The sequence below is a fragment of the Duganella sp. 1411 genome, from assembly GCF_017833525.1.
Classification (GTDB): Bacteria; Pseudomonadota; Gammaproteobacteria; order Burkholderiales; family Burkholderiaceae_D; genus Rugamonas.
This window is the reverse complement of sequence record NZ_JAFICD010000006.1, coordinates 1-24,864: the sequence shown is the minus strand read 5'-3', so window position 1 is coordinate 24,864 and position 24,864 is coordinate 1. Positions and strand designations below refer to the sequence as shown.

21 protein-coding genes and 1 pseudogene are annotated in these 24,864 nt (G+C 66.0%); 16 read left to right on the top strand and 6 right to left on the bottom strand.

Going from position 1 to position 24,864, the window contains the following annotated elements:
- Positions 1-72 precede the first annotated feature (72 nt).
- Complete coding sequence (locus tag JOD97_RS25060) at positions 73-1,170, top strand: NADH:flavin oxidoreductase/NADH oxidase (RefSeq protein WP_209724659.1); 1,098 nt, start codon at positions 73-75, stop codon at positions 1,168-1,170.
- A gap of 219 nt (positions 1,171-1,389) precedes the next feature.
- The gene (locus JOD97_RS25055) at positions 1,390-2,493 is read left to right on the top strand and encodes an alpha/beta hydrolase (RefSeq protein WP_373999934.1); all 1,104 of its coding nucleotides are present in this window, start codon (positions 1,390-1,392) and stop codon (positions 2,491-2,493) included.
- A 221-nt stretch (positions 2,494-2,714) separates the two neighbouring features.
- On the opposite strand, the gene JOD97_RS25050 is transcribed toward JOD97_RS25055, so the two are convergent.
- A complete protein-coding gene (locus JOD97_RS25050; protein ID WP_209724657.1) occupies positions 2,715-3,608 on the bottom strand; it encodes a LysR family transcriptional regulator in 894 nt (297 codons plus the stop codon).
- Positions 3,609-3,774: 166 nt separating this feature from the next.
- Here JOD97_RS25050 and JOD97_RS25045 point away from each other — a divergent pair, with 166 nt between their 5' ends.
- Both JOD97_RS25045 and JOD97_RS25040 read left to right on the top strand, forming a co-directional pair.
- Positions 3,775-4,974 carry an MFS transporter gene (locus JOD97_RS25045; RefSeq protein WP_229264714.1) on the top strand — a complete coding sequence of 400 codons (1,200 nt, stop codon included), beginning with the start codon at positions 3,775-3,777 and terminating at the stop codon, positions 4,972-4,974.
- 47 nt (positions 4,975-5,021) lie between these two features.
- On the top strand, positions 5,022-5,408 hold the full coding sequence (locus tag JOD97_RS25040) for a cyclophilin-like fold protein (protein WP_229264713.1): 387 nt from the start codon (positions 5,022-5,024) through the stop codon (positions 5,406-5,408).
- Here JOD97_RS25040 and JOD97_RS25035 read toward each other — a convergent pair.
- The gene (locus JOD97_RS25035; protein ID WP_209724655.1) at positions 5,405-5,788 is read right to left on the bottom strand and encodes a carboxymuconolactone decarboxylase family protein; all 384 of its coding nucleotides are present in this window, start codon (positions 5,786-5,788) and stop codon (positions 5,405-5,407) included. The two genes, JOD97_RS25040 and JOD97_RS25035, sit on opposite strands and share 4 nt — an antisense overlap.
- Before the next feature lie 110 nt (positions 5,789-5,898).
- Here JOD97_RS25035 and JOD97_RS25030 point away from each other — a divergent pair.
- Positions 5,899-6,450: pseudogene (locus tag JOD97_RS25030) on the top strand (carboxymuconolactone decarboxylase family protein); the annotation flags it as partial.
- 36 nt (positions 6,451-6,486) lie between these two features.
- On the opposite strand, the gene JOD97_RS25025 reads toward JOD97_RS25030, so the two are convergent.
- Complete coding sequence (locus tag JOD97_RS25025; protein WP_209724653.1) at positions 6,487-7,536, bottom strand: NAD(P)-dependent alcohol dehydrogenase; 1,050 nt, start codon at positions 7,534-7,536, stop codon at positions 6,487-6,489.
- Positions 7,537-7,705: 169 nt separating this feature from the next.
- Between JOD97_RS25025 and JOD97_RS25020 the strand changes: the two genes are divergently transcribed.
- The 8 genes from JOD97_RS25020 (at position 7,706) to JOD97_RS24985 (ending at position 16,456) form a co-directional block, all read left to right on the top strand.
- Positions 7,706-8,635 carry an AraC family transcriptional regulator gene (locus tag JOD97_RS25020; RefSeq protein ID WP_209724652.1) on the top strand — a complete coding sequence of 310 codons (930 nt, stop codon included), beginning with the start codon at positions 7,706-7,708 and terminating at the stop codon, positions 8,633-8,635.
- Between the two features lie 111 nt (positions 8,636-8,746).
- The gene (locus tag JOD97_RS25015; protein WP_209724650.1) at positions 8,747-9,376 is read left to right on the top strand and encodes a M17 family peptidase N-terminal domain-containing protein; all 630 of its coding nucleotides are present in this window, start codon (positions 8,747-8,749) and stop codon (positions 9,374-9,376) included.
- 148 nt (positions 9,377-9,524) lie between these two features.
- Positions 9,525-11,042, top strand: a complete 1,518-nt coding sequence (locus tag JOD97_RS25010; protein ID WP_209724648.1) for a family 43 glycosylhydrolase — start codon at positions 9,525-9,527, stop codon at positions 11,040-11,042.
- 173 nt (positions 11,043-11,215) lie between these two features.
- Complete coding sequence (locus tag JOD97_RS25005) at positions 11,216-11,887, top strand: heavy metal response regulator transcription factor (RefSeq protein WP_209724646.1); 672 nt, start codon at positions 11,216-11,218, stop codon at positions 11,885-11,887.
- The gene (locus tag JOD97_RS25000) at positions 11,884-13,302 is read left to right on the top strand and encodes a heavy metal sensor histidine kinase (protein ID WP_209724644.1); all 1,419 of its coding nucleotides are present in this window, start codon (positions 11,884-11,886) and stop codon (positions 13,300-13,302) included. The genes JOD97_RS25005 and JOD97_RS25000 overlap by 4 nt, the downstream gene beginning before the upstream one ends.
- A gap of 116 nt (positions 13,303-13,418) precedes the next feature.
- Positions 13,419-13,763: a CzcE family metal-binding protein gene (locus JOD97_RS24995; protein WP_209724642.1), complete on the top strand. Its 345-nt coding sequence runs from the start codon at positions 13,419-13,421 to the stop codon at positions 13,761-13,763.
- Between the two features lie 580 nt (positions 13,764-14,343).
- On the top strand, positions 14,344-15,420 hold the full coding sequence (locus tag JOD97_RS24990) for an alkene reductase (protein WP_209724640.1): 1,077 nt from the start codon (positions 14,344-14,346) through the stop codon (positions 15,418-15,420).
- Positions 15,421-15,448: 28 nt separating this feature from the next.
- Positions 15,449-16,456, top strand: coding sequence for an NADP-dependent oxidoreductase (locus JOD97_RS24985; protein ID WP_209724638.1), 1,008 nt, complete (start codon positions 15,449-15,451; stop codon positions 16,454-16,456).
- A 7-nt stretch (positions 16,457-16,463) separates the two neighbouring features.
- Here JOD97_RS24985 and JOD97_RS24980 read toward each other — a convergent pair whose 3' ends face one another.
- Both JOD97_RS24980 and JOD97_RS24975 read right to left on the bottom strand, forming a co-directional pair.
- Positions 16,464-17,777, bottom strand: a complete 1,314-nt coding sequence (locus JOD97_RS24980; RefSeq protein ID WP_209724636.1) for an ATP-binding protein — start codon at positions 17,775-17,777, stop codon at positions 16,464-16,466.
- Positions 17,774-18,511: a response regulator gene (locus JOD97_RS24975; protein ID WP_209724633.1), complete on the bottom strand. Its 738-nt coding sequence runs from the start codon at positions 18,509-18,511 to the stop codon at positions 17,774-17,776. The genes JOD97_RS24980 and JOD97_RS24975 overlap by 4 nt, the downstream gene beginning before the upstream one ends.
- 173 nt (positions 18,512-18,684) lie before the next feature.
- Here JOD97_RS24975 and JOD97_RS24970 point away from each other — a divergent pair, with 173 nt between their 5' ends.
- The 3 genes from JOD97_RS24970 to JOD97_RS24960 are packed head-to-tail and all read left to right on the top strand — an operon-like array spanning position 18,685 to position 20,967.
- A complete protein-coding gene (locus tag JOD97_RS24970) occupies positions 18,685-19,386 on the top strand; it encodes a cytochrome c biogenesis CcdA family protein (RefSeq protein ID WP_209724631.1) in 702 nt (233 codons plus the stop codon).
- A gap of 2 nt (positions 19,387-19,388) precedes the next feature.
- On the top strand, positions 19,389-19,919 hold the full coding sequence (locus JOD97_RS24965; RefSeq protein ID WP_209724629.1) for a thioredoxin family protein: 531 nt from the start codon (positions 19,389-19,391) through the stop codon (positions 19,917-19,919).
- A 28-nt stretch (positions 19,920-19,947) separates the two neighbouring features.
- A complete protein-coding gene (locus tag JOD97_RS24960; protein WP_209724627.1) occupies positions 19,948-20,967 on the top strand; it encodes an alpha/beta fold hydrolase in 1,020 nt (339 codons plus the stop codon).
- A 139-nt stretch (positions 20,968-21,106) separates the two neighbouring features.
- Here the strand turns inward: JOD97_RS24960 and JOD97_RS24955 are convergent.
- On the bottom strand, positions 21,107-24,864 hold a 3,758-nt coding region (locus JOD97_RS24955), incomplete at its 5' end, for an S-layer family protein (protein WP_209724625.1).

Genomic DNA, 24,864 nt, shown 5'->3' with positions numbered 1-24,864 from the left:
GCGGGCATTCGTGAGAGCTGAAATTTTCAGTCATGACATAATCAAAACCTTCACATCACCGAAGGGTAAGGCGTGAGCAAACTATTCTCTCCTTTGAAGATCGGACAGCTGGAGCTGTCCAACCGCATCGTGATCGCGCCGATGTGCCAGTACTCGGCCGAACAGGGGGACGCCACCGATTGGCACATGATCCACCTGGGCCATCTGGCGCTGTCCGGCGCCGGCCTGCTGATACTGGAGGCGACCGCGGTGTCGCCGGAGGCGCGCATTTCGCCGGCCGATCTGGGCCTGTATTCGGACGCCAACGAGCAAGCCCTCGCGCGGGTGTTGAAAGCGGTGCGCCAGCATTCGGGCATGCCGATCGGGATCCAGTTGGCGCACGCCGGACGCAAAGCCTCCACCGCCGCCCCCTGGGAGGGTGGCAAACAGGTGGGGCTGGACGCCGGTGGTTGGCAGACCGAGGCGCCGTCGGCGCTGCCTTACGCGCCGGAAGACCGGCCGCCGACCGCGCTGGATGATGCCGGCCTGGCGCGGATACGCGAGGCCTTCGGGCAAACGGCGCGGCGCGCGGCCAGGCTTGGACTGGACATGATCGAAGTGCACGCCGCGCACGGCTACTTGCTGCACCAGTTCCTGTCGCCGCTGTCCAACCAGCGCACCGACCGGTACGGCGGCTCGCTGGAGAACCGCATGCGCTTCCCGCTGGAGGTGTTCGACGCCGTGCGCGCCGCGTTCCCGGCGGAGAAGCCGGTCGGCGTGCGCATTTCGGCCACCGACTGGGTCGACGGCGGCTGGGATCTGGAGCAGAGCGTGGCGTTTTCCATGGCGGTCGCCGCGCGCGGTAGTGCTTATGTCCACGTCTCCAGTGGTGGCTTGTCGCCGTTGCAGAAGATCGAGGTGGGGCCGGGCTATCAACTAGCCTTCGCGCGCGAGATCAAGCGCCAGGTCGAGGTGCCGGTTATTGGCGTCGGCATGATCACCACGCCGGAGCAGGCGGAAACGGCGATCCGCGATGGCAGCGCCGATCTGGTGGCGCTGGCGCGCGCCGTGCTGTATGACCCGCGCTGGCCGTGGCATGCGGCGGCCGCGCTGGGCGCGCAGGTCGAGGCGCCTAAGCAGTATTGGCGCTCGCAGCCGGCGGCGTATAAGAACCTGTTCGCCACTGAGTAGGGCGGATTAGGCGGAACGCCGTAATCGACCATGCGTGAGCCGCCGGGGCGCATGCATGGCGGATTACGCTGCGCTAATCCGCCCTACGTGATTCCGAGATTCGAGATTCATGCGGGCATTCATGCACGCCGCGCATAAAGGCATGCGCGTTCGCCGTCTATATCCCGGTCCTGGTTGAGTTTACAGTCAAGTCATTGACACTCCTCACAGGACGACGACATGAACGACATCGATACCCCGATCGAAGCAAACGATAGCCTTGACCTGAGCCGCCGCCAGATGGTCAAGCTGACCGGCGCCGGCGCGGCCGCGCTGGCGATGACCTCTGTGCTGGGCAGCGCTGCGCGGGCGCAGGATATGTCCAACGGCGCCGATAACTTCTACACCAGTGACAAGGTCACCGTGCAGAAGGTCGCCTTCAAGGACCAGTACCAGATGAAGGTCGGCGGCAATCTGTTCATCCCCCGCACGCTGAACCGGCACGCGAAAAACGCCGCCATCATCGTCGGCCATCCGATGGGGGCGGTCAAGGAGCAGAGCGCGAACCTGTACGCGACGAAAATGGCGGAGCAGGGCTTCGTGGCGCTGTCGATCGATTTGCCCTTCTGGGGCGACAGCGACGGCAAGCCGCGCAACATGGTGGCGCCGGAGATGTACGCGGAGGCGTTCAGCGCGGCCGTCGATTTCCTCGGCACCCAGCCTTTCATCGACAGCAACCGGATCGGCGCGATCGGCGTGTGCGGCAGCGGTAGTTTCGTCATCAGCGCGGCAAAGATCGATCCGCGCATGAAGGCCATCGCCACCGTCAGCATGTACGATATGGGCGCGGTCACCCGCAACGGCCTGCGGCATGGCCAGACGCTCGAACAGCGCAAACAAATCATCGCCGAGGCGGCCCAGCAACGCCATCTCGAGTTCAAAGGCGGCGAGACGCAGTACACCGGTGGCACTACCCATGTTATTAACAGCGAGACGCCGGCCATTCAGCGCGAGTTTTATGATTTCTACCGCACCCCGCGCGGGGAGTTCACGCCGAAAGGCTCGTCGCCGAAGTTGACCACGCATCCGACCTTGAGCAGCAACGTCAAGTTTATGAACTTCTATCCGTTCCACGACGTCGAGACGATCTCGCCGCGCCCGATGCTGTTCATTACCGGTGAGGTCGCGCACTCGCGCGAGTTCAGCGAGGATGCCTATCGGCTGGCGGCCGAGCCGAAGGAGCTGGTTGTCATTCCGGGCGCGGGCCACGTCGATCTGTATGACCGGACCAAGCTTATTCCCTTCAATAAGCTGGCGAACTTCTTTACGCTGCACTTGAAATAAATGAGCTGTCGCGGCGCTGGCATGGCGGATTACGGCGTTCCGCCTAATCCGCCCTACGTGTCTCCGTGGTCAGGCAGCGACCGTGGCCACGAAACGTTGAGTCCACGTGGAGATACGTAGGGCGGATTAGCGCAGCGTAATCCGCCAATGCGTGAGCCGTCGGCAGCGCTGGCATGGCCGATTACGGCGTTCCGCCTAATCCGCCCTACGTGTCTCCTTGGCTAACCCTGGTAGCGCAGCGCGTCGATCACCAGCGTGAACGCGCGGGACGGATGGCGTCTGGACAGGTAGTAGGCGTGCAAACCGGGGAAGGGCGGGCACCACTCCGGCATCACGCTGAGCAAGCGCCCGTCCTTGACGTACGGTTCGGCGATTTCCGCCGTCAGAAACGCCAAGCCGACGCCGCTCAGCGCCGCGTTCAGCATCTGATAGGCGCTGTTGAAGGTCGCCTGGCCGCTGACCTTCACTTCGATCGGGCGGTCGCCGTCGCACAGCTCCCACGCGTACAAGCCGCCGTTGGAGGACAGGCGCAAGGTGATGCAGTTGTGCTGCAGTAGTTCCTGCGGCGACGTCGGTATCGCCCGGCCCTTGAAGTAGTCGGGCGAGCCGACGATCACCATCGGCGCGTCGGCGGTCAGGCGCACGGCGATCATGTCCTGTTCGACCTGGTCGCCCCAGCGCACACCGATGTCGAAGCGTTCGGCGACGATGTCGTGGCGGCGGTAGTCGGAGTTGATCTCGATGCGCAGGTCGGGGTATTGCGGCAGCAGGTGGGCCACGCGCGGCCACAGCACGCTGTCGATCACGTGGTCGATGGCGGTGATGCGGATTAAGCCCGCCGGGCTGCCACCGAGGTCGCTGATGGCGGCGATCTCCGCCTCGATTTCGGCGAAGCGCGGCGCCACCGTCTCCATCAGCCGCTCGCCGGCCTCGGTCGGTGCGACGCTGCGGGTGGTGCGGGCCAGCAGCTGGACGCCCATGCGCGCTTCCAGCCCGCGCACGATGTGGCTTAGTCCCGACTGCGACATGCCCAATTTGGCCGCCGCGCGCGTGAAACTGCGCTCGCGCGCCACCGCCAGGAACACAAGGATGTCGTTGATGTTTTCGCGCGCCATGGGATCGCTTCCGGGTGGGTTGATTTGGCATTCTAGCAGTTGCGCCGCGCCGTTCGTACGGCGCCGATTGATGATTTTCCTGCATAAACCCTAGCGAATTTGGATAGCGTGCGGACCCGCCCGTGCCGCTACCATGGCCCCACAATTTTGGAAGACGAAGAGAAAAATGGAAATAGCCAGCAACGCGATACCGAAACAGTCCTTCACCGGCCAGCCGGCTTGGAGCGCCGTGGGCTCGATGGCCATGTGCGTGGCGATGTTGATCGCCTCCGAGTTCATGCCGGTCAGCCTGCTCACGCCGATCGCCAGTGACCTGGGCGCGACTCAGGGCATGGCCGGCCAGGCGATCTCGATCTCCGGCCTGTTCGCGGTGGTCACCAGCCTGCTGATTCCGGCCGTCGCCAGTCACTTCGACCGCCGCCACGTGCTCATCGCGCTGACCGGCGTGATGCTTGCCTCGCTGGTGCTGATCGCCTGCGCGCCGAACTTCGCCGTGCTGATGGTGGCGCGGTCCCTGTTGGGCATCACCGTGGGCGGCTTCTGGGCCCTGGCCACGGCGACGGTGATGCGCCTGGTTCCGGCCGAGTCAATTCCCAAGGCACTCGGCCTGATGTACACCGGCAACGCCGTGGCGGCGGCGTTCGCGGCGCCCATCGGCAGCTACTTCGGCGCCGTCATCGGCTGGCGCGGCACGTTCTGGGCGCTGACGCCGTTCGTGGTCGCCAATCTGGCGTGGCAGTGGGCCAGCCTGCCGTCGATGCCGCCGCAGGTCGCCAATCCCGTCGGCAAAGTCCTCGGCCTGCTCAAGCGTCCGAATGTGGCGTTCGGCATGGCCGGGGTGATGTTTTCGTTCGGCGGCGCGTTCGCCACCTTCACCTACCTGCGGCCCTTCCTCGAGACGTACACCGGGGTGACGGTGCCGCAGCTGTCGATGCTGTTGCTCGGCCTGGGCGCGGCCGGCTTCCTCGGCACCTACGGCGCGACGGTCATGCTGGGCAGCCATCTGTACGGATTGCTGCGCTGGCTGCCGCTGGCGCTGGGCGCCGTCACGTTGGCGTTGCCGGCCGTCGGCCACGTGTTCTGGGCGGTGGCCGTCGCGCTGGTCGGGTGGGGCGCGCTGAACGCGGCGATCCCGGTCGCGTGGTCGACGTGGCTGAGCCAGGGCATCGCCGACGAACCGGAAAGCGGCGGCGGCCTGCTGGTGGCGGCGATCCAGCTGGCCATCATGCTCGGCGCCGCGCTGGGCGGTTTGCTGCTGGATCACCTGTCGATCATGGCCACACTGATCGGCGGCGCGGCCATGCTGGCCATATCCTCCATCATCGTCGGCAACGGCGGCCGGCTCAAACCCCAAGGGGCCCGCTGATGCGCGGATCAACACTACTTTATTCATCCCTGACTATGACTATTGCAATGATGGCTGGCGCCCCCGCGCACGCCCAAAAAATCCGCATGATCGTGGAAGGGCGGGTCATCGCCGCCACGTTGACGGACAACCCGACCACGCGCGACCTGCTGTCCATGCTGCCGCTCACGCTGACGCTCGACGACTACGCCGACACCGAGAAAATCGTCTATTTGGACCGCAAGCTGTCGACCGCCGGCGCGCCGGCCGGCAGCACGCCGAAGGCCGGCACCATCGCCTACTACGCCCCGTGGGGCAACCTGGCGTTCTTCTACAAGGACTTCGCGTACTCGCGCGGCCTGGTCACGCTGGGAACCATCGATGCCGCCGATGCGGGAGTGGCCGCGTACAAGCGCGGCGGCGAGCTGAAAGTCAGAATCGAACGGGCCGATTAGCCGTGCGCGGCCTCCACGGCGAATACCTCCTTGGCCGCGAACAAGCCATTGAGCGCGGCGGGAAATCCGGCATACACGGCCATCTGCATGATGATTTCGACGATCTCCGCCTGCGAGCAGCCGACGTTGCGTGCGCCGTGGATGTGGACCTTCAGTTGCGGCGCCGCGTTGCCCAGCGCGGTGAGGGCCGCCACGACGGCCAGCTCACGCACCTTGAGGTCCAGGCCCGGGCGCGAATAGATGTCACCGAACGGAAATTCGATGAGCAGCCGCGCGAAGTCGGGGGCGATGTCCTTCAGGCTGTCGATGACTTTTTCACCGGCCAGTCCGTCGATCTCTTTGAGTTTGGCCAAGCCACGGTCGTAACGTTCGTTGTTCATGGAATCCTCCGTCGGTTGATGGTGGAGGCAGTGTAGGCGCGCTGGCGGAACCGGGCCAATGCCGTTTTCGTGATACCTCTTTGGTATCGCGCCACAGTGATCGCGCCCCTCTCGATCAAGGCCTGGCCGCCGGCTTGACGATCGGCGACTGCAAGGAGATTCTGGTGCAGCTGTACGCCTACGCGGGATTTCCCCGCAGTTTGAATGCGCTCGGCGAGTTCAAGAAAGTGCTGGAGCGGCGCAAGGAACGCGGCATCACCGACCAACCGGGTGGTGACAGCGGGCCGGTGCCGGTGGGCGACGAGTTGCTGGCGGTGGGCACGGCCAACCAGACCAAGCTGGTGGGCGTGCCGGTCGCGGGGCCGCTGTTCGACTTCGCGCCCGCCATCGACCGCTATTTGAAAACCCATTTGTTTGGCGATATTTTCGCGCGGACCAACCTCGATTGGCAAAGCCGCGAGCTGGCGACCGTCGCCGCGCTGGCGGCCATGAGCGGGGTGGAGCCGCAGCTGCGCTCGCACGTGGCCATCAGCATGAATGTGGGACTCGGCGGGCGTCAGCTGCGCCAATTCATCGAGGTGCTGGCGGCCCGCGTCGACGCCGATAGCGCCCGCCGCGCGCAGGCCGCGCTTGAGGCGCATCTGGCGGCGGGCAAGCCGTGATGGCCGGGGCCATCACGCGGCGAGGCGCCAACCCGGCTAGCCGGCCAGCGTGGCGTTGTCGATCACGAAGCGGTAGCGCACGTCGCCCTTGAGCATGCGCTCGTAGGCGTCGTTGATCTGGTCGGCCCGCACCAGTTCGATGTCGGCGACGATGCCGTGTTCGGCGCAGAAGTCCAGCATCTCCTGGGTTTCCGGTATGCCGCCGATCATCGAGCCGGCCAGCGAGCGCCGTTTCATGATCAGGTTGAAGACGTTGGGCGACGGATGCGGCGTCGCCGGCGCGCCCACCAGGGCCATCGTGCCGTCGCGCTTGAGCAGCACCAGCAGGGCGTCGAGGTCGTGCGGCGCGGCCACCGTGTTGAGGATGAAGTCGAAACTCTTGGCGTGGGCCGCCATCTCGTCGGCGTTCTTCGACACGACCACCTCGTCAGCGCCAAGCTGCCTGGCCGCCTCGCGCTTCGAATCGGAGGTGGTGAACGCCACCACGTGCGCGCCCATCGCGTGGGCCAGCTTGATGCCCATGTGTCCCAGGCCGCCGATGCCGACCACGCCGACCTTCTTGCCCGGGCCGGCGTTCCAGTGGCGCAGCGGCGAGTACGTGGTGATGCCGGCGCACAGCAGCGGGGCGACGGCGGCCAGCTGCTCCTCGGGATGGCGCACCTTGAGCACGTAGCGCTCGTGCACGACGATCTTTTCCGCGTAGCCGCCCTGCGTCCAGCCCGGCGCGTCCGGCGTCGGCGCGTTGTAGGTGCCGATCATGCCGTCGCAATAGTTCTCCAGGCCTTCGTCGCACTCGGCGCAATGCTGGCAGCTGTCGACGATGCAGCCGACGCCGACCAGGTCGCCGACCCGGTGGCTTGTCACGTGGGCGCCGACGGCCGACACGCGGCCGACGATCTCGTGGCCCGGCACGCACGGGTATTGGGTGCCGGCCCACTCGGCGCGCACCTGGTGCAGGTCCGAGTGGCAGATGCCGCAAAAGGCGATGTCGATCTGGACATCGTGCGCGCCGGGCGCGCGGCGGGTGATTTCCAGCGATTCGAGGGGTTTGTCGGCGGCATGGGCGCCGTAGGCTTGTACTTGCATGGGGAACTCCTTGGTGCTTTTGAACGGAATGGACATTTTCAGGGTGCGGACCCTTGGATCGGTAGCTCGTTCCGCCCGATTTCTTGCCCGATCCTGCGGCGGGCCGGTTGTTTGGTAGGCATGGGCGGATGCGCAAGGATACAATCGGCGTCAGGAGGAATGACGAGCAATGGGAGCGATGGACAACATGGCGGCGGCGCGCGGCGCCCATCAGCAAGCGCTGGCGCGGATGATCACGAGCCGCGTGGGCGCGAGCGGCGACTACGACACGGGCATACCGGGCCTGCGCTTTTTCCGGCGCGACGCGGCGGCGCCGCCGACCGTGTGCATGGTCGAGCCGAGCGTGGTGGTCGTGTCCCAAGGGGCCAAACGGCTGTGGGTCGGCGGCGACGCCTATCTGTATGACAGCTCGCGCTTGATGGTCACGTCGCTGGACGTGCCGGGCGGCTCCGAGGTGCTCACCGCCAGTCCGCAGCGGCCGTGCGTGGGCCTGGCCATGAAGCTCGACCTGCGCGTGCTCGCCGAGCTTATCGCGCAGGGCGGCCTGCCGTCGCCGGGCGCCGGCACGGGCGGCACCGGCGTCGGCATCGGCGCGGCGACGCCCGACATCCTGGCGCCGTTCGAGCGGCTGCTGGCGCTGCTGGACGACCCCGAGGCCATCCCGGTGCTGGCGCCGATGATACAGCGGGAGATTCATTACCGGTTGCTGCGGGGCGACCAGGCCGGCCATCTGCGGCGCATCACGTCGGTCGACAGCCAGGGCCACCGCATCGCCAAGGCCATCGGCTGGCTGAAGTCGAACTACGCGTTGCCACTGCGGGTCGACGACCTGGCGGCGCGCGTGCAGATGAGCGCGACGACGTTCCACCAGCATTTCCGCCAGCTCACCGCCATGAGTCCGTTGCAATACCAGAAGTGGCTGCGCTTGAACGAGGCCAAGCGGCTGATGCTCAACGAGCACCTGGACGCGGCCAGCGCGGCCTACAAGGTCGGTTATGAAAGCCCGTCGCAATTCAGCCGCGAGTACAGCCGCCTGTACGGGCTGTCACCCAAGCGCGACATCATGGAGATGCGCAACCGCGCGCACGACGGCGGCTGAACCTTCCAGGCGCGGCCGTGCGATATTTTTCGTCTCCCTCCCTTTTGGCGGGGCCTGCGCGTCGCGTTCAGGCGGTAAGATCGGAACTTCCGCCTATCGTAAGAATCCACCATGACCGCCGCCAACCTTGCCACATATTCCGAACCCGTACGCTTGCCGATCGGCACCTCCGACGGCGTGGTGTTCGATGTCGTCGCCTGGGGACCGGCCCAGGCCGACGTGGACTTCAGCGTCGCTTGCATGTTCGAACACGAGGTCGGCGGCGCCCCCATCGCCGGCGGGTTGCTGGCACTGGACCAGGCGCTGGGCGGCCACCTGACGCGCATGCGCGCCCACGGCGCGTTCCGCGCGCAGCCGATGGAAACCATGCTGATCGCCTCGCCGCCGCCGGGCATGACGCCGCGCGCGGTGCTGGTGATCGGCCTGGGCGATCCGGCCACGCTCGACGCCGACCGCCTGCGCCAGGCCACGCGGGTGGCGATGCGCGAGGCGATCCGCCACGGCGCGCGGTCGATGGCCTTTGCGCCCAGCGTGCTCGACGCCGGCCACACCGACAACGCCGCGCTCGACATGCCGGCGGTGATGTTGGACGGGATGCTGAGCGCGCTGCGCGCCGAGCTGGCGCTGGCCGCCGCCGACCTGTCGCCGCCGCCGGCGCTGCGCCATTGCACCTTCGACGTGGGCGCGGCGCGCGTGGCCGGGGCCGCGCAGGCGTTCGCCGCCGCGTTCGAGCGCCGCTAGGTTGGCGGCCTTCCGCAAACAATCAAAAGATTGATCAGCTTCACATTGTCGAACTATTACATTCGATCAATGCACTGAACGATGAGCGTTCAAAGCCCGCGCAGTTGGGTCGTGCATTTCGAACGGTTTTATTTCTTGGAGAACGACAATGACGAGATTTTTGGCTTCGATAGGCCGCTGCATGGCGGTCGCGGGTGTGGCGGCGGGTGTTTCGATCCTGCCGGCACAGGCCGCGCCCAGATTAATCAAGAACGATACCTTCTGGAAGGACACGAACAACAACCCGATCTATTCGCAGGGCGGCGGCATCCTCAAGGTCGGCGCGACCTACTATTGGTACGGCGTCAAATACGACGGGGCGGTGACGTACGCGGCCAATCCGGTCTCGTCCAACAGCAACACCGGCTTCAACGCCGTGACCGTGTACTCGTCGACCGACCTGGCCACCTGGAAGTTCGAGGGCAACGCCGCCTCCGCCGGAGCGGTCGGCGGACCGTGGGAGCCGGCCAACTGGATCGGCCGCCTGGGCGTGGTCTACAACGCCAACACGAAAAAATACGTGCTGATCACGCAGATCGGCTCGGCGACCTTGGGCAACGGCGTGCTGTTCGCCACCAGCAACACGCCGGTCGGTCCTTTCGTGTTCGACCACATCCAGCCGCAGATCACCAACGTGGTGACGCCGGCCACCGGCGACCAGACCATTTATACGGACGACGACGGCGCCTCGTATCTGATTTTCAGCAATTCCAACGGCCGCGCGCGCTCGTACGTGGCGCAGATCCGCGCCTCCGATTCGCTCAACATCGAGCCGGCCGTCAACATCGCGCTCAACAGCGCGGGCAGGGAGGGCAACGCCTTGTTCAAGCATGCCGGCGTGTACTATTTCTGCTCGTCGGAGCTGCACGGATGGAACGCGTCGCAGACCTACTGCCGCTCGGCCAACGCCATCAACGGCCCGTACACCGCCGAGTTCGTGATGGACGGCTCGCAGGGCGACTTCTCCCACGTGTCGCAGAGCGGCTTCTTCATTCAGGTCAACGGCAGCGGCGCCAGCACGGTGCTGTACGCGGGCGACCGCTGGAGCGATTTCGCCGGCAACGGCATCGGCTACAACCAGTGGGTGCCGCTGTCGTTCAACGGCACCACACCCCGTTTCAATTCGCTGAGCCAGTTCAACCTGGACGCGGCGACCGGCACCTGGACCGTCGGCGCGGGCAACAACTACGCGATCAATCCGAGCTTCGAGGCCGACCGCGTGCGGCAGAACGCGCTGGCCGGCTGGAGCACCTGGACCAACCTGACCGACGCCGATCCGAATAACAATCTGCTGCGCGGGCACACGGGCCGCTGGAACGCCGAGCAATACCATACCGCCGCGTACTCCGCCAGCCGCTATCAGGACCTGACGGGGCTGCCGAACGGCACCTACACGCTGAGCGCCTGGGTCAAGAGCAGCGGCGGGCAGAGCATCGCCCGCATCTACGTCAAGAACTTCGGCGGCACCGAGCTGGTGTCGAGCATCAACACGGCGATCCCGAACTGGACCCAGGTCACCATTCCCAACATCCAGGTCACCAACGGCAAGGCCACCATCGGCATGTATCAGGTGGCCAACGCCGGCAATTGGATTAATGTCGATGACTTTAGTTTGACTAAGAACTAGGCCGGTCTTTCGATGGTTTCCACGTCGCTGCAGCGGCGACGCGGCAGCGATTTCTGACAAAAATGTAATCTCCCGGTCAGATTGGCGCCATGTTTGCGAGGTAAACTGCCTGTGGCGCAACCGCGCCGATGTGTCACGGGCGGCAGCCCTCTTCCAGCATGTGAGAATACAGAATGCGTTTATTGGTCGTTGAGGATGAGCAGAAAGCCGGGGAGTACATTCAAAAAGGCCTGACCGAATCGGGATTCGTGGTCGACTGGGCCAACAACGGTCCGGAAGGGCTGCACGCCGCCACCACCTGCCATTACGATCTGATCGTGCTGGACGTGATGTTGCCGGGACTGGACGGCTGGCAGATCATTACGGCGCTGCGCAAGAGCGTGGACACGCCGGTGCTGTTCCTGACCGCGCGCGACGCCCTCGACGACCGCATCAAAGGGCTCGAACTGGGCGCCGACGATTACCTGGTCAAGCCGTTCGCGTTCGCCGAACTGCTGGTGCGCATCCGCACGTTGCTGCGGCGCGGCCCGATCAAGGAGGTCGAGCTATTCCACCTGGCCGATCTGGAGCTGGACGTGCCGAAGCGTCGCGTCACACGGGGCGGGGCGCGGATCGATTTGACCGCCAAGGAGTTCGCGCTGCTGCACCTGATGTCCAGGCGCGTCGGCCAGGTGCTATCGCGTTCCCTGATCGCCTCGCAGGTGTGGGATATGAACTTCGATAGCGACACCAACGTGGTGGACGTGGCGGTGCGCCGGCTGCGTGCCAAGATCGACGATCCGTTCGACGTCAAATTGATCCACACCATACGGAACATGGGCTACGTGCTGGAAGACCGCCGATGAGATTCGGACGTCCGTCGCTGACCGTGCAGTTGGGCGCGCTGTTTGCGGTGGTGGCGGCCATCGTTTTCTCGGCGGTCGCCACCTATCTTTGTCACGCGCTCGCGGCGCAGCTGCAGGCGCGCGATGACGCCGACCTGGTTGAGCATGCGCTTCGCATCAGACATCTGCTGACGGAAACGCGGGACGCCGCCGCCGTGCGCGCCGATCCCCATCGTTTCCTCGACGCCGTCGACCGGGGACGCGGCCTGCTGATGGTGATACAGGCCGAAGACGGCGAACCGCTGACCCAGAACACCGGGGACCGCGCATTTGTCGGAATCGCGCGACCGGTGGCGGCGGGGCGCGAGCCGTCCACCGCGGACGCCGTCGACGCGACCTCCGGGCGCGGTGCGCGGATGCGCGCCCTCACGGCCATGGGCGCGGTCGGCGCTGGCGGGACGCTGGTGCGTATCGCGCTGGCGCATACGGCCGATGACCGCGCTGCCGTCATGCAGGGCCATCGGCGCAAGGTGCTGGCGGCGGCGTTCGCCGGCGCCGTCCTGACGGCGCTGCTCGGATTCCTGCTGGTCCGGCGCGGATTCGATCGCGTCAAATCGCTGGCGCGCCAGGCGCACGAGGTCAGCGCGCATAATTTGGCGAAACGCCTCGACGCCGAGGCGGCGCCCGAGGAGTTGCGCGAGCTCGCGCGGGCGTTCAACGCCGTGCTGGACCGGTTGCAAGGCAGCTTTGTCAATCTGTCGCAGTTCGCCGATGATCTTGCCCATGATTTGCGCACGCCCCTCAACAACCTGATGGTGCAGACCGAGGTGGTATTTTCGCAGCCACGGTCGCCGGAGGAATATCAGGACCTGCTGTCATCGAACTACGAGGAGTTTGGACGGCTTGCCCGCATGGTGGAGAGCATGCTGTTCCTCGCCCGCGCCGATCATGACCAGATCGCGTTGGCCACCGAGCCGCTCGACGTCGGCGCCGAACTGGCACGTATCGCCGACTACTTCGAGGGCCCCGCGCTCGATGCCGGCGTCTCGTTCGCCATCAGCGCCGGCGGCGCGGTCCGGGCCGACGCGCTGCTGTTCCGGCGCGCCGTCAGCAATCTGGTCGCCAACGCCATCCGCTACACGCCGCGCGGCGGCGCGGTGCGGCTATCCGCGCTCGCCGCGCCCGGTGGCGTCGCGGTGTCGGTGTCGAACCCCGGTGCCGGCATCGCCCCTGAACATCTGTCACGCCTGTTCGACAGGTTTTACCGCTCCGACCCATCGCGTTCGAGCGGCTCGGTATCGGCCGGCCTTGGCCTGGCCATCGTCAAATCGATCATGGCGCTGCACGGCGGAGGCGCCACCGTCACCAGCGAGATCGGCGGGCACACCTGTTTTTCCCTGTTCTTTCCGGATGCCCCGCCTGCCGCTGTCATTTAACGCTGTCATTTAAATGTAATGTGAGCGTCATTCGGGTGTGCGGGTTGGCTACTTAAAATGGCTGCATCGAATTCACAAACAGACGAATTCGATCAACCCACTTAAAGGAACCGAGCATGAACTCCATCAAACGCACACTCGCCGCCGCCGTCACCGTTATCGCCCTGGGCCCGCTGGCCGTCCTTGCGCACGCTGGCGAGGCGCGCCCCAATCAGATGTTCGGCAGCGCGGCGCCGGCCGCCGCCGCGACGCGTGTCATCACGATCTCCGCCGCCACCGGCGGCATCAACGTCAACCAGGGCGACGTGGTCCAATTCAACATCGATGGCAAAAGCTTCACCTGGCAATTCGACACGCTGCGTCCGGACGATCGATTCGCGCTGTCGGCGATCGCTCCGGAAGGCATCGAGACGCACGGCGTGTATGTCTACGTCGCGCCCAATCCGCTCTATCGCGGTTAAGCGGGACTGGCATACAGAGCCGCCAAACGGGGCCGCTCAAACACCTCGACGAATGGCTCGGCAAGGGGGGCGTGCACGTTTGGAAAAAATAGCATATGATGACCATCATGTACAGCGAATCCAAGAAATCGGCCGCCAGCCGCAAGCAACAGACGCACGAGCGCATCGTCGAGGTGGCATCGCCCGCCGGCTGCCCGACCGGGGCGACGGCAAGGCTCGCGAAAAGGCGATGTCGATGGTCTGCGCGCTGATCGGCACCACCATGGTGGCCCGCGCCGTCGACGATCCCAAGTTTTCGGCGGCGCTGTGCGACGCCACCACCAAACAGTTGTCGCCGGACGCCGGATAAGTGCTGGCGGATTTTTTTAATTGAGTATATGATGGTCGTCATATCTTAGGGCGGCTGGAGAAAAGGAAAAGATGTCTACCACCTCCCGCAAAAATCGCTGTCGTGACCGGTGCCTCGTCGGGCATCGGTGCCTCCGTGTCGCCCTGTTCAGCGCCGCCCAGACCGGCGTGCCGGCGCCGCGCCTGAAGGCCTGAGTCCACGCAATCAACTTCTCTTACAAGGATACTAAAAATGTTATTTGATCATTTCCCGCTGCGCTCCGTCGAGCTCGCCAACCGCGTCGTCATGGCGCCGCTGACCCGCAGCCGCGCGGTCGACAACAACACCCCCAACAGCCTGATGGCCACCTACTACGCCCAGCGCGCCGAGGCCGGCCTGATCATCACCGAAGGCACGTCGCCGTCGCCCAACGGCCTGGGCTACCCGCGCATTCCGGGCCTGTTCAACGACGCCCAGGTGGCCGGCTGGCGCCTGGTCACCGACGCCGTGCACGCCAAGGGCGGCAAGATCGTCGTGCAACTGATGCACACCGGCCGCGTGAGCCACGAGGGCAACCTGCCGCCTGGCGCCAAGGTCGTCGGGCCGTCGTCCGAGATCTGCCCGGGCGCGATGTACGTCGACGGCAAGGGCGAACTGCCGCACACGGCGCCGCACCCGATGACGGAGGCGGAGATCGCCGCCACCGCGGCGGAGTACGCCACCGCCGCCCGCCTGGCCATCGAGGCCGGCTTCGACGGCGTGGAACTGCACGCCGCCAACGGCTATTTGCTGGAACAATTCTTGAACGCTAACATCAACAAGCGTACCGACGGCTACGGCGGCAGCGCCGAGGGCCGCAACCGCCTGGTGCTGGAGGTGGCGCGCGCCGCCGTCAAGGAAATCGGCGCCGCGCGCGTCGGCATCCGCCTGTCGCCGCACGGCGTCGTCAACGCGGCCGGCGCCTTCGACGGCGTGGATGCGCAGTACTTGGCGCTGGTGAAGGAACTGTCGTCGCTGGGCCTGATGTACGTCCACGTGCTGGACCATTCCGCGATGGGCACGCCGCCGGTGCCGGCCGCGCTCAAGGCCGAGCTGCGCGCCGCCTTCAACGGCCCGTTCATCCTCGCCGGCGGCTTCGACAAACACAGCGCCGAGCAGGCGCTGGCCGACGGCAAAGCCGACCTGATCGCGTTCGGCCGCCCCTTCATCGCCAACCCCGACCTGGTGGCGCGCCTGCGCGCCGACCAGCCGCTGAACACGCCCGACCAGGCGACGTTCTACACGCCGGGCGCCCAGGGCTATACTGATTACCCGGTAGCGGCTGGCTGAGCGTCGATCCAAAACCAGGAGAAGAAAAATGAAAGCATTGGTGTTGAAACGCTACAACAAGGCCGGCAAGCTGGAGTTCGCCGAGATCGCCCGGCCCATCGTCGGATCCGATGAAATGCTGGTGCAGGTGCGCGCCGCCGGCCTCAATCCCATCGACAACATGATCCCGACGGGGGCGTTCAAGCCATTGCTGAAGTTTGAGCTGCCGGCCGTGATGGGCAACGATCTGGCCGGGGTGGTGGTGCAAGTCGGCAACCGCGTGAGCCGCTTCAAGGTGGGCGACGCGGTCTACGCCACCCTGTTCGATCTGGGGCGCGGCTCGCTGGCCGAATACGCGGTCGTGCCCGAGAGCGCGGCCGCGCTCAAGCCGGCCAACCTCGATTTCGTACAGGCGGCGGCGATGCCGATGGTGGCCCTGACCGTGTGGCAGGCGTTGAAGGAGCGCATGCGGCTCAAGCCGGGGCAAAAGCTGTTCGTGCCGGCCGGCTCGGGCGGTATCGGCACCATGGCCATCCAGTTGGCCAAGCAGTTCGGCGCCACGGTGGGCACCACCACCAGCACCGCCAACGTCGAATTGGTGCGCGGCCTCGGCGCCGACGAGGTGGTCGACTACAAGCGGCAGAACTTCGAGGAGACGATGAAGGACTACGACGCGGTGCTGGGCACGGTGCGCGGCGACGGGCTGGAAAAGGCGCTGCGAATTGTCCGTCCCGGCAGCACCGTGGTGTCGCTGATCGGGCCGCCGGACGCCGCCTTCGCGCGCGGACGCGGCATGAACTTCTTCATGCGCTTCGTGTTCGGCCTGTTGAGCCGCAAGATCATCGGCCTGGCGCGCGGGCGCGGCGCGGGTTACGCGTTCATGTTCGTGCGGCCGGACGGGGCGCAACTGGCCGAGATTGGCAAGCTGCTCGAGAATGGGAGCGTGCGTCCGGTGATCGACAAGGTGTTCCCGTTCACCGAGGCGGTCGAGGCGCTGGCCTACCTGGCGCAGGGCCGGGCCAAGGGCAAGGTCGTGGTGCGGATGGTGCGCGACTGATCAAGTTTTAGCGTTCCCCGGCGGGTAGCGCCAGGCTGGCCTCCAGCCCGCCGTCGGGATGGTTGCGCAGGGTTAGCGTGGCGTCGATGGCCTGCGCCAGCTGGCGCGCGATCGCCAGTCCCAGTCCCGTGCCGCCGGTGTCCCGGTTGCGCGACGCCTCGAGGCGGTAGAACGGTTGCATCACGTTGTCCAGCTCCGCGTCGGGAATTCCGGGGCCGTGATCGCGCACGCGGATCGTCAGGCGGCCATCCTCGTCGCCGACGTGCAGCTCCGCCGAACCGGCATATTTGAGGGCGTTGTCGATCAAATTGCCCAGCACCCGGCGCAGCGCGTGCGGGCGCGTGACCAGCGGCGCGCCGGCCTTGCCGTGCAGTTGGATCGGGTGGCCGGCGTCCAGGTAGTCGCCGACCAGGCTTTCCAGCAGCGAGTCCGGATCGACGCTGCGCGGCGCCTCGGACGTGCCGTGCAAGGTGCGGGCGTAGGCCACGCCGTCGCGCACCAGCATCTCCATCTCGACCAGGTCGCGGTTCATTTTCTCGCGCTGCTGGTCGTCGTCCAGCATGTCGGCGCGCATGCGCATGCGTGTGATCGGCGTTTGCAAATCATGGGAAATCGCCGCCAGGATTTGCGTGCGCTCGTCCAGATGGTCGGCGATGCGCTGCTGCATGGCGTTGAACGCGCGCGCGGCGCGCGCCACCTCCAGCGGGCCGCTTTCGGAAACGGCAGCGGCTTTCAGATCCGGCCCGAGGCGGTTGGCCGCCTCCGCGAGCCGCGCCAGCGGCCGGGTCGCCAGCCGCACGCCGTACCACGTGACCAGCCCCAATAGCCCCAGCTGCAGCATCAGCACCGCCGGCAGCCAGGACGGGATCGGCAGGCCGGCCGGGCGCATGTCGATGGTGAGCCGCGTGCCGTCGGACAGCGTGACATGCGCCTGCACCCGGTTCGGGTGTCCCGGCACGGCGCTGGCGGTGACCGGGTATTGTTTGCCGATGGCCTTGACGAACGACGCCGCGATCCGCTTCGACAGCTCGCTGTCGGGCGCGTGGCCGGCATCGCCCTGGCGCAGCGAGAATTCATAGGTGCGGCGCGCCAGCTTGGGCAGCCACGCGGCCCGCTCGTTGGCCGGCAAGTGGTCCAGCAACGCCACCGAACTGGCGACGTCCTGCTCCAGGTAGCCGAGCATCAGGCCGGTGGTCGCCTCGCGCCGTTCGTTGATGATCACCCAGTACGACAGCGCATGCGCGGCCGCCAGGCCGACGAACAGGATCAGCGTCAGGCGCGTGAACAGCGTGCGCGGCCAGCGGAACGTCGGTGTCGTCATGCCGCGCCGCCCAGGTCGACCCCGGACGAAAACACATAGCCTTCGCTGCGCAGGGTTTTAATGTAGCGCGGCTCGCGCGCGTCATCCAATAGCCGCTGGCGCAGGCGGCTCACCAGCAGGTCGATCGAGCGGTCGAAGCTGTCGGCGTCGCGCCCCTGGGTGAGGTTGAGCAGTTGATCGCGCGTCAGCACCCGCTGCGGATGGTCGAGGAACACCCGCAGCAGTCGGTATTCGGCCCCGCTCAGCGAGACCACCGTGCCGGCGCGGTCGAGCAGGTGGCGGCCGACGGTGTCGAGCTTCCAGTCGCCGAAGGTGATGAACTGGCCCGGCTCGTCGACTTGCATATTGGGGGGCAGCATGCGCGCGCGGCGCAGCACCGAACGGATGCGGGCGAACAGTTCGCGCACCGCGAACGGCTTGGTCAGATAGTCGTCGGCGCCCATCTCCAGGCCGATGATGCGGTCGGTCTCCTCGCCGCGCGCGGTCAGCATCAGCACCGGCAGCGCGCGCCATTTGCTGGCCCGCAGCTCGCGGCACAAGGTCAGGCCGTCCTCTCCGGGCAGCATCAGGTCCAGCACCAGCAGATCGAACGTTTGTTGTTCCAGCAGCGCGCGCATCTGGCGGCCGTTCGCCGCCACGGTGGCGCGCATGCCGTTCTTTTCCAGATAGGCGGCCAGCAGTTCGCGGATTTCGCGGTCGTCGTCGACGATGAGGATGTGGTCTGTATTTTCCATGGACGCATCTTAACCTGTGAAGAAGGGCGGTATCGCCGGCTTTGTATCTCAGTGTATCCGGATCGTACTTGTACACACAAGATTGCAAAAGAGGGGTTTTGGGACACAGCCGGTACACACCGCGGCCGTTAAATGGAGTCTTCAAAAACAGGAAAAAAACAGGACAACCCGCCATGAACCACCTCATCGAACTGCCGCTGGCGACGCTCGCCGGCGTACTGACCATCGCGTCTCCCTGCGTGCTGCCGATCCTGCCGATCGTATTGGGGAGCACCCTCCAACGCAGCAATCCCACCCGGCCCCTGTTCATCGTGGCGGGCTTCGTTGTCACGTTCGCGGCGCTGGGCATGCTGCTGGCCAGCGCCTCGCAGCACGTGGTGATCGCCCAGGAGACGCTGCGCCTGGCCGGCATCGGCATGCTGATGTTGACCGGGCTGCTGATGCTGTGGCGCCGGCCGTATGAATGGCTGATGGGCCGCATGGGCGGCTTGCTCAACCTGGGCGGCCCGTCCGCCGACAGCGGCGGCAACGCCGGCGGCTTCGTGCTCGGCATGTCCCTCGGCGCCGTGTGGACGCCGTGCGCCGGTCCGGTGCTGGCGTCGATCCTGGTGCTGGTGGCCAAGGCGCAGGACATCGGCTGGTCCGCCACGCTGCTGGTGCTGTACGCCCTCGGCGCCGGCATCCCGATGCTGGTGATCGCCTACGGTGGCCAGTTCATGGCGACCCGGGTGCGGGTGCTGGCGCGCCACTCGCATCGCCTGATTCAACTCTTCGGTGTGCTGATCCTGCTGACCGGGCTGGCCATCTATTTCCAGTACGACGTCGTCATCTACGCCGCGCTGGCCGACTTCTTCCCCACCCTGAAAGGATATTGAACATGAAATCCCTGATCAACACGCTGCTCGCCGCCACCGCCTTGTCCGCCGCCAGCGTCACCGCCATGGCGGCGCCGATGGCGCCGACCGCGCCGGAATTCACCGGCATCGATAAATGGCTCAATGGCGATCCGCTGACCATGCGCCAGTTGCGCGGCAAGGTGGTGCTGGTCGACTTCTGGACCTACACCTGCATCAACTGCGTCCGCACGCTGCCGTACGTGAAGAGCTGGCACGAGAAGTTCAAGGACCAGGGCCTGGTCGTGGTGGGCGTGCACACGCCTGAATATCCATTCGAGCGCTCGACCGACAACGTCAAAGGCGCCATCAAGCGCTTCGGCATCCCGTACGCCGTCGCGCAGGATAACCAGTACGCCACCTGGAACGCCTACGGCAACCGCTATTGGCCGGCGGTCTACCTGATCGACAAGCAGGGCAGGGTGGTCTACCAACACTTCGGCGAAGGCGAGTACGCCCAAACCGAGGCGAAGATCCGCGCGCTGCTGGCCGAGCCGGCGCCCGCCGCCCAGTAATTCACCCACCCACTCGAAAGGAATCATCATGACTGAAATGACCAACCTGAAACGCCGCGATTTTCTGAACACGGCCGCGCTGGGACTGGCGGCGATGCAAATGGGTTACGCGGGCGGCGCCTTGGCGGCCGTCGCCTCGCCGGCGGGCGCGTTCCCGGCGATCCGGCAGATCAAGGCCGGCCTGCTCGATGTCGGCTATGTGGACATGGGGCCGTCCGACGGCGTGCCGGTGCTGCTGCTGCACGGCTGGCCGTACGACATCCACGCCTTCGCCGAGGTGGCGCCGATACTGGTGGCGGCGGGCTACCGCGTCATCATCCCGCATCTGCGCGGCTACGGCAGCACGCGGTTTCTGTCGGCGCAGACCTTGCGCAACGGGCAGCAGGCCACCTTCACCGCCGACGCCGTCGCCTTCATGGACGCTCTGAAGATCGACCGGGCCATCGTCGCCGGCTTCGACTGGGGCGCGCGCATCGCCGCCACCTTGGCCGCGTTGTGGCCGCGCAGGTTCACGGCGCTGGTGTCGGTCAGCGGCTACCTGATCGGCAGCCAGGAGGCGAACCGCGCGCCGCTGTCGCCGAAGGCCGAGCTGCAATGGTGGTACCAGTATTACTTCGCCACCGAGCGCGGCGAGCAGGGCTACCGCGCCAACACCCACGCGTTTGCGCGCCTGATCTGGGAACTGGCCTCGCCACAGTGGAAATTCGACGACGCCACGTTCGCCCGCTCCGCCGCGTCGCTGGACAATCCGGACCATGTCGCCATCTCGATCAGCAACTACCGTTGGCGCCTGGGACTGGCGCCGAGCGAGGCGCGTTACGACGATCTGGAGCGGCAACTGGCGCGCTTCCCGGACATCGGCGTGCCGACGATCACGCTGGAGGGCGACGCCAACGGCGCCCCGCATCCCGATCCGAAGAACTACGCGAAGAAATTCACCGGCAAGTACGAGCACCGGCTGATCACCGGCGGCATCGGCCACAACCTGTCGCAGGAGGCGCCGCAAGCCTTTGCGCAGGCCATCCTCGATGTGGCGAAGCTGACTTAGCGGCCTGTAACGTTCGAGCCGGCGGCGCCCGTGCCGGCTCGGGCGCGTGCGACGGCGAAGCGGGCGTTGACGACACGCCCTTTACCCATGTCGACCTTGTCGATGTATTGACGAGTGCTCGCGGCGCCGCCCCTGTCCGCTACAGGACAAAGTCTCCCACGGTCAGGCCGAGGTTTATTCCTGTTAAGATGATTTCCGCATCGCTTCCCGTATCGCCGGTATTGTCGAGATGGATAACGGTATTACCTGCCGTTTCGGACCACGTGACGCTAAAGGCCACGGTATTCGAATTAGATCCTGCGTACGTGAGGTGCTGTCTGCCGTTTGCCGCCAGGTTTGCATCGATCGATGACAAGTCGATCTTGTCGACCCCGTGGACGAAGTCCTTGATGGTGTCAGGCAAGGCGACGATGGTATCCGACGTGGCGCCGAATTTGAACGTGTCGGCGCCTGCGCCACCGGTCAAGGTATCCTGGCCTTTGTTGCCGGTCAGGATGTCATTGCCGGCGCCACCTGTCAATGCGTCGTTGCCGGCGCCTCCGGTCAGCGAATCGTTGCCCGATCCGCCGTTAAGAACGTAGGTTGCGGTGGTGTCGCTCTCGGCCGAGGCATCGACCGTTAGTGTATTGCCGGCCCCTAACGCCGCTCCGTTAATCGTCAACGATAGGCCGGGCAGGACGGTCGCATTGTTGGTGCTCAGGTTGTAGTTGCCGCCCGCTGCCAGCACAAGGTTTTCGACACCCGTCATCGTCGACGCGCCGAAGACAAGGTTCATATAGCTTCCGCTCAGGATGAGCGTATCCGAACCTGAGCCGCCGTCGATGGTGTCCGCGCTCGTCATTGCGGAACCGGCATCAATGGTGTCATTGCCGCCGCCAGCGGACACGGAATCGTTGCCGCCAGCCGAGATGTCGAACGTATCGTCGCCGTTGGTGCCAATGAGGACATCATTCCCGGACCCGCCGACGATTGTCTCGGCGAGCACGTCGGTGACGGTGACCGCGATCGATTGCGTGTCGTTTAGCGCACCATCGGATACGTTGACGATGACGTCGTAGACGTTGTTTGCGCCCGAGTCTGTTGGGGTCTCGAAGTTCGGCTCCGCGATGAATGCCAGCGCGCCCGTCGACGCGTTGATGGTGAATTTTGCGGCGTCCGCCCCGCCTGCGATGGCATAACTGAGGGCCGCGGCGGCGTCCGGGTCAATCGCGCTCACGGTGGTCACGGCTGTCGTGTTTTCGGCGACTTGGACGGTTGCGGTCGCGTTGCCGCCGTCCGATGTGATCGTCGGCGCGTCGTTGACCGCCGCCAGCGTGAAGCTCTGGGTGGCCGCGACGCTGCCGCCGTGGCCGTCGATCACGTTGTAGCTGAGGCTGACCGTACCGTTGTAATTGGCGGTCGGCGTGATCGTGTAGGTGCCGTTTCCATTGTTGACCACGCTGCCATGGTCACTGGTCAGCGAGGATATGGTCAGGGCGTCTCCATCGACGTCGCCAAAGCCTGTGAGCAGGGCGGCCGCGCTGACGACGTAGGGAGTGTCTTCGGTGCCTGCGGCCAGGGTGGCCGAGGCGGCGCCGGCCGGCGCGTCGTTGACCGCCGCCAGCGTGAAGCTCTGGGTCGCCGCCACGCTGCCGCCGTGGCCGTCGGTGACGCTATAGCTAAGGTTGACCGTACCGTTGTAGTTTGCTGTCGGCGTGACCGTGTAGGTGCCGTTCCCGTTGTTGACCACGCTGCCATGATCACTGGTCAGCGAGGATATGGTCAGGGCGTCTCCATCGACGTCGCCAAAGCCTGTAAGCAGGGCGGCCGCGCTGACGACGTAGGCGGTGTCTTCGATGCCCGCGGTCAAGGTGGCCGTGGCGGTGCCGGCAGGCGCGTCGTTGACCGCCGCCAGCATGAAGCTCTGGGTGGCCGCGACGCTGCCGCCGTGGCTGTCGATCACGTTATAGCTAAGGTTGACCGTGCCGTTGTAATTGGCGGTCGGGGTAATCGTGTAGGTGCCGTTTCCATTATTGACCACGCTGCCATGGTCGCTGATCAGCGAGGATATGGCCAGGGCGTCACCGTCGACGTCGCCAAAGCCTGCGAGCAGGGCGGCCGCGCTGACGACGTAGGCGGTGTCTTCGGTGCCTGCGGCCAGGGCGGCCGAGGCGGCGCCGGCCGGCGCGTCGTTAACCGCCGCCAGCACGAAGCTCTGGGTTGCCGCGACGCTGTCGCCGTGGCCGTCGGTGACGCTGTAGCTAAGGCTGACCGCACCGTTGTAGTTGGCAGCCGGGGTTATGGTGTAGGTGCCGTCGCCGTTGTTAGTGATGCTGCCGTGATCGGCGCTTAGCGTGGAGACGCTCAAGGTGTCGCCGTCGACGTCGCCAAAGCCGGCTAGCAGGGCGGCCGCGCTCACGACGTAGGCGGTGTCTTCGGTGCCTGCGGCCAGGGCGGCCGAGGCCGCGCCGGCCGGCGCGTCGTTGACCGCCGCGAGCGTGAAGCTCTGGGTCGCCGCGACGCTGCCGCCGTGGCCGTCGATCACGTTGTAGCTCAGGCTGACCGCGCCGTTGTAGTTGGCAGCCGGGGTGATGGTGTACGTGCCGTCGCCATTGTCAGTGATGCTGCCGTGGTCGGCACCCAACGCGGAGACGCTCAAAGTGTCGCCGTCAACATCGCCGAAGCCGGCCAGCAGGGCTGCCACGCTGACGACGTAGGCGGTGTCTTCGGTGCCCGTAGCCAGGGTGGCCGAGGCCGTGCCAACCGGCGCGTCGTTGACCGCCGCCAGTGTGAAGCTTTGGGTCGCCGCGACGCTGCCGCCGTGCCCGTCGGTGACGCTGTAGGTAAGGTTGACCGCGCCGTTGTAGTTGGCAGCCGGGGTGATCGTATAGGTGCCGTTTCCATTGTTGACCACGCTGCCGTGGTCGGCGCCCAGCGCGGAGACGTTCAAGGTGTCGCCATCGACGTCGCCAAAGCCTGCGAGCAGGGCGGCCGCGCTGACGACGTAGGCGGTGTCTTCGGTGCCCGTAGCCAGGCTGGCCGAGGCCGTGCCAACCGGCGCGTCGTTGACCGCAGCCAGTGTGAAGCTCTGGGTCGCCGCGACGCTGCCGCCATGGCCGTCGATCACGTTGTAGCTGAGGCTGACCGCGCCGTTGTAGTTGGCATCCGGGGTGATCGTATAGGTGCCGTTTCCATTGTTGACCACGCTGCCGTGGTCGGCGCCCAGCGCGGAGAAGCTCAAGGTGTCGCCATCGACGTCGCCAAAGCCTGTGAGCAGGGCGGCCGCGCTGACGACGTAGGGAGTGTCTTCGGTGCCTGCGGCCAGGGCGGCCGAGGCCGCGCCGGCGGGCACGTCGTTGACCGCCGCCAGCGTGAAGCTCTGGGTCGCTGGCGCCGTCCCGCCGTGCCCGTCAGTGACGCTGTAGCTAAGGTTGACCGCGCCGTTGTAGTTGGCGGTCGGCGTGATCGTGTAAGTGCCGTCTCCATTGTTGACGACACTGCCATGGTCGCTGATCAGCGAGGATATGGCCAGGGTGTCACCGTCGACGTCGCCAAAGCCTGCCAGCAGGGCGGCCGCGCTGACGACGTAGGCGGTGTCTTCTGCTCCCGTGGCCAGGGTGGCCGAGGCCGTGCCAACCGGCGCGTCGTTGACCGCCGCCAGCGTGAAGCTCTGGGTTGCCGCGACGCTGCCGCCGTGCCCGTCGGTGACGCTGTAGCTAAGGCTGACCGCGCCGTTGTAGTTGGCAGCCGGGGTGATGGTGTACGTGCCGTCGCCGTTGTCAGTGATGCTGCCGTGGTCGGCGCCAAGCGCGGAGACGCTCAAGGTGTCACCGTCGACGTCGCCAAAGCCTGCCAGCAGGGCGGCCGCGCTGACGACGTAGGCGGTGTCTTCTGCTCCCGTGGCCAGGGTGGCCGAGG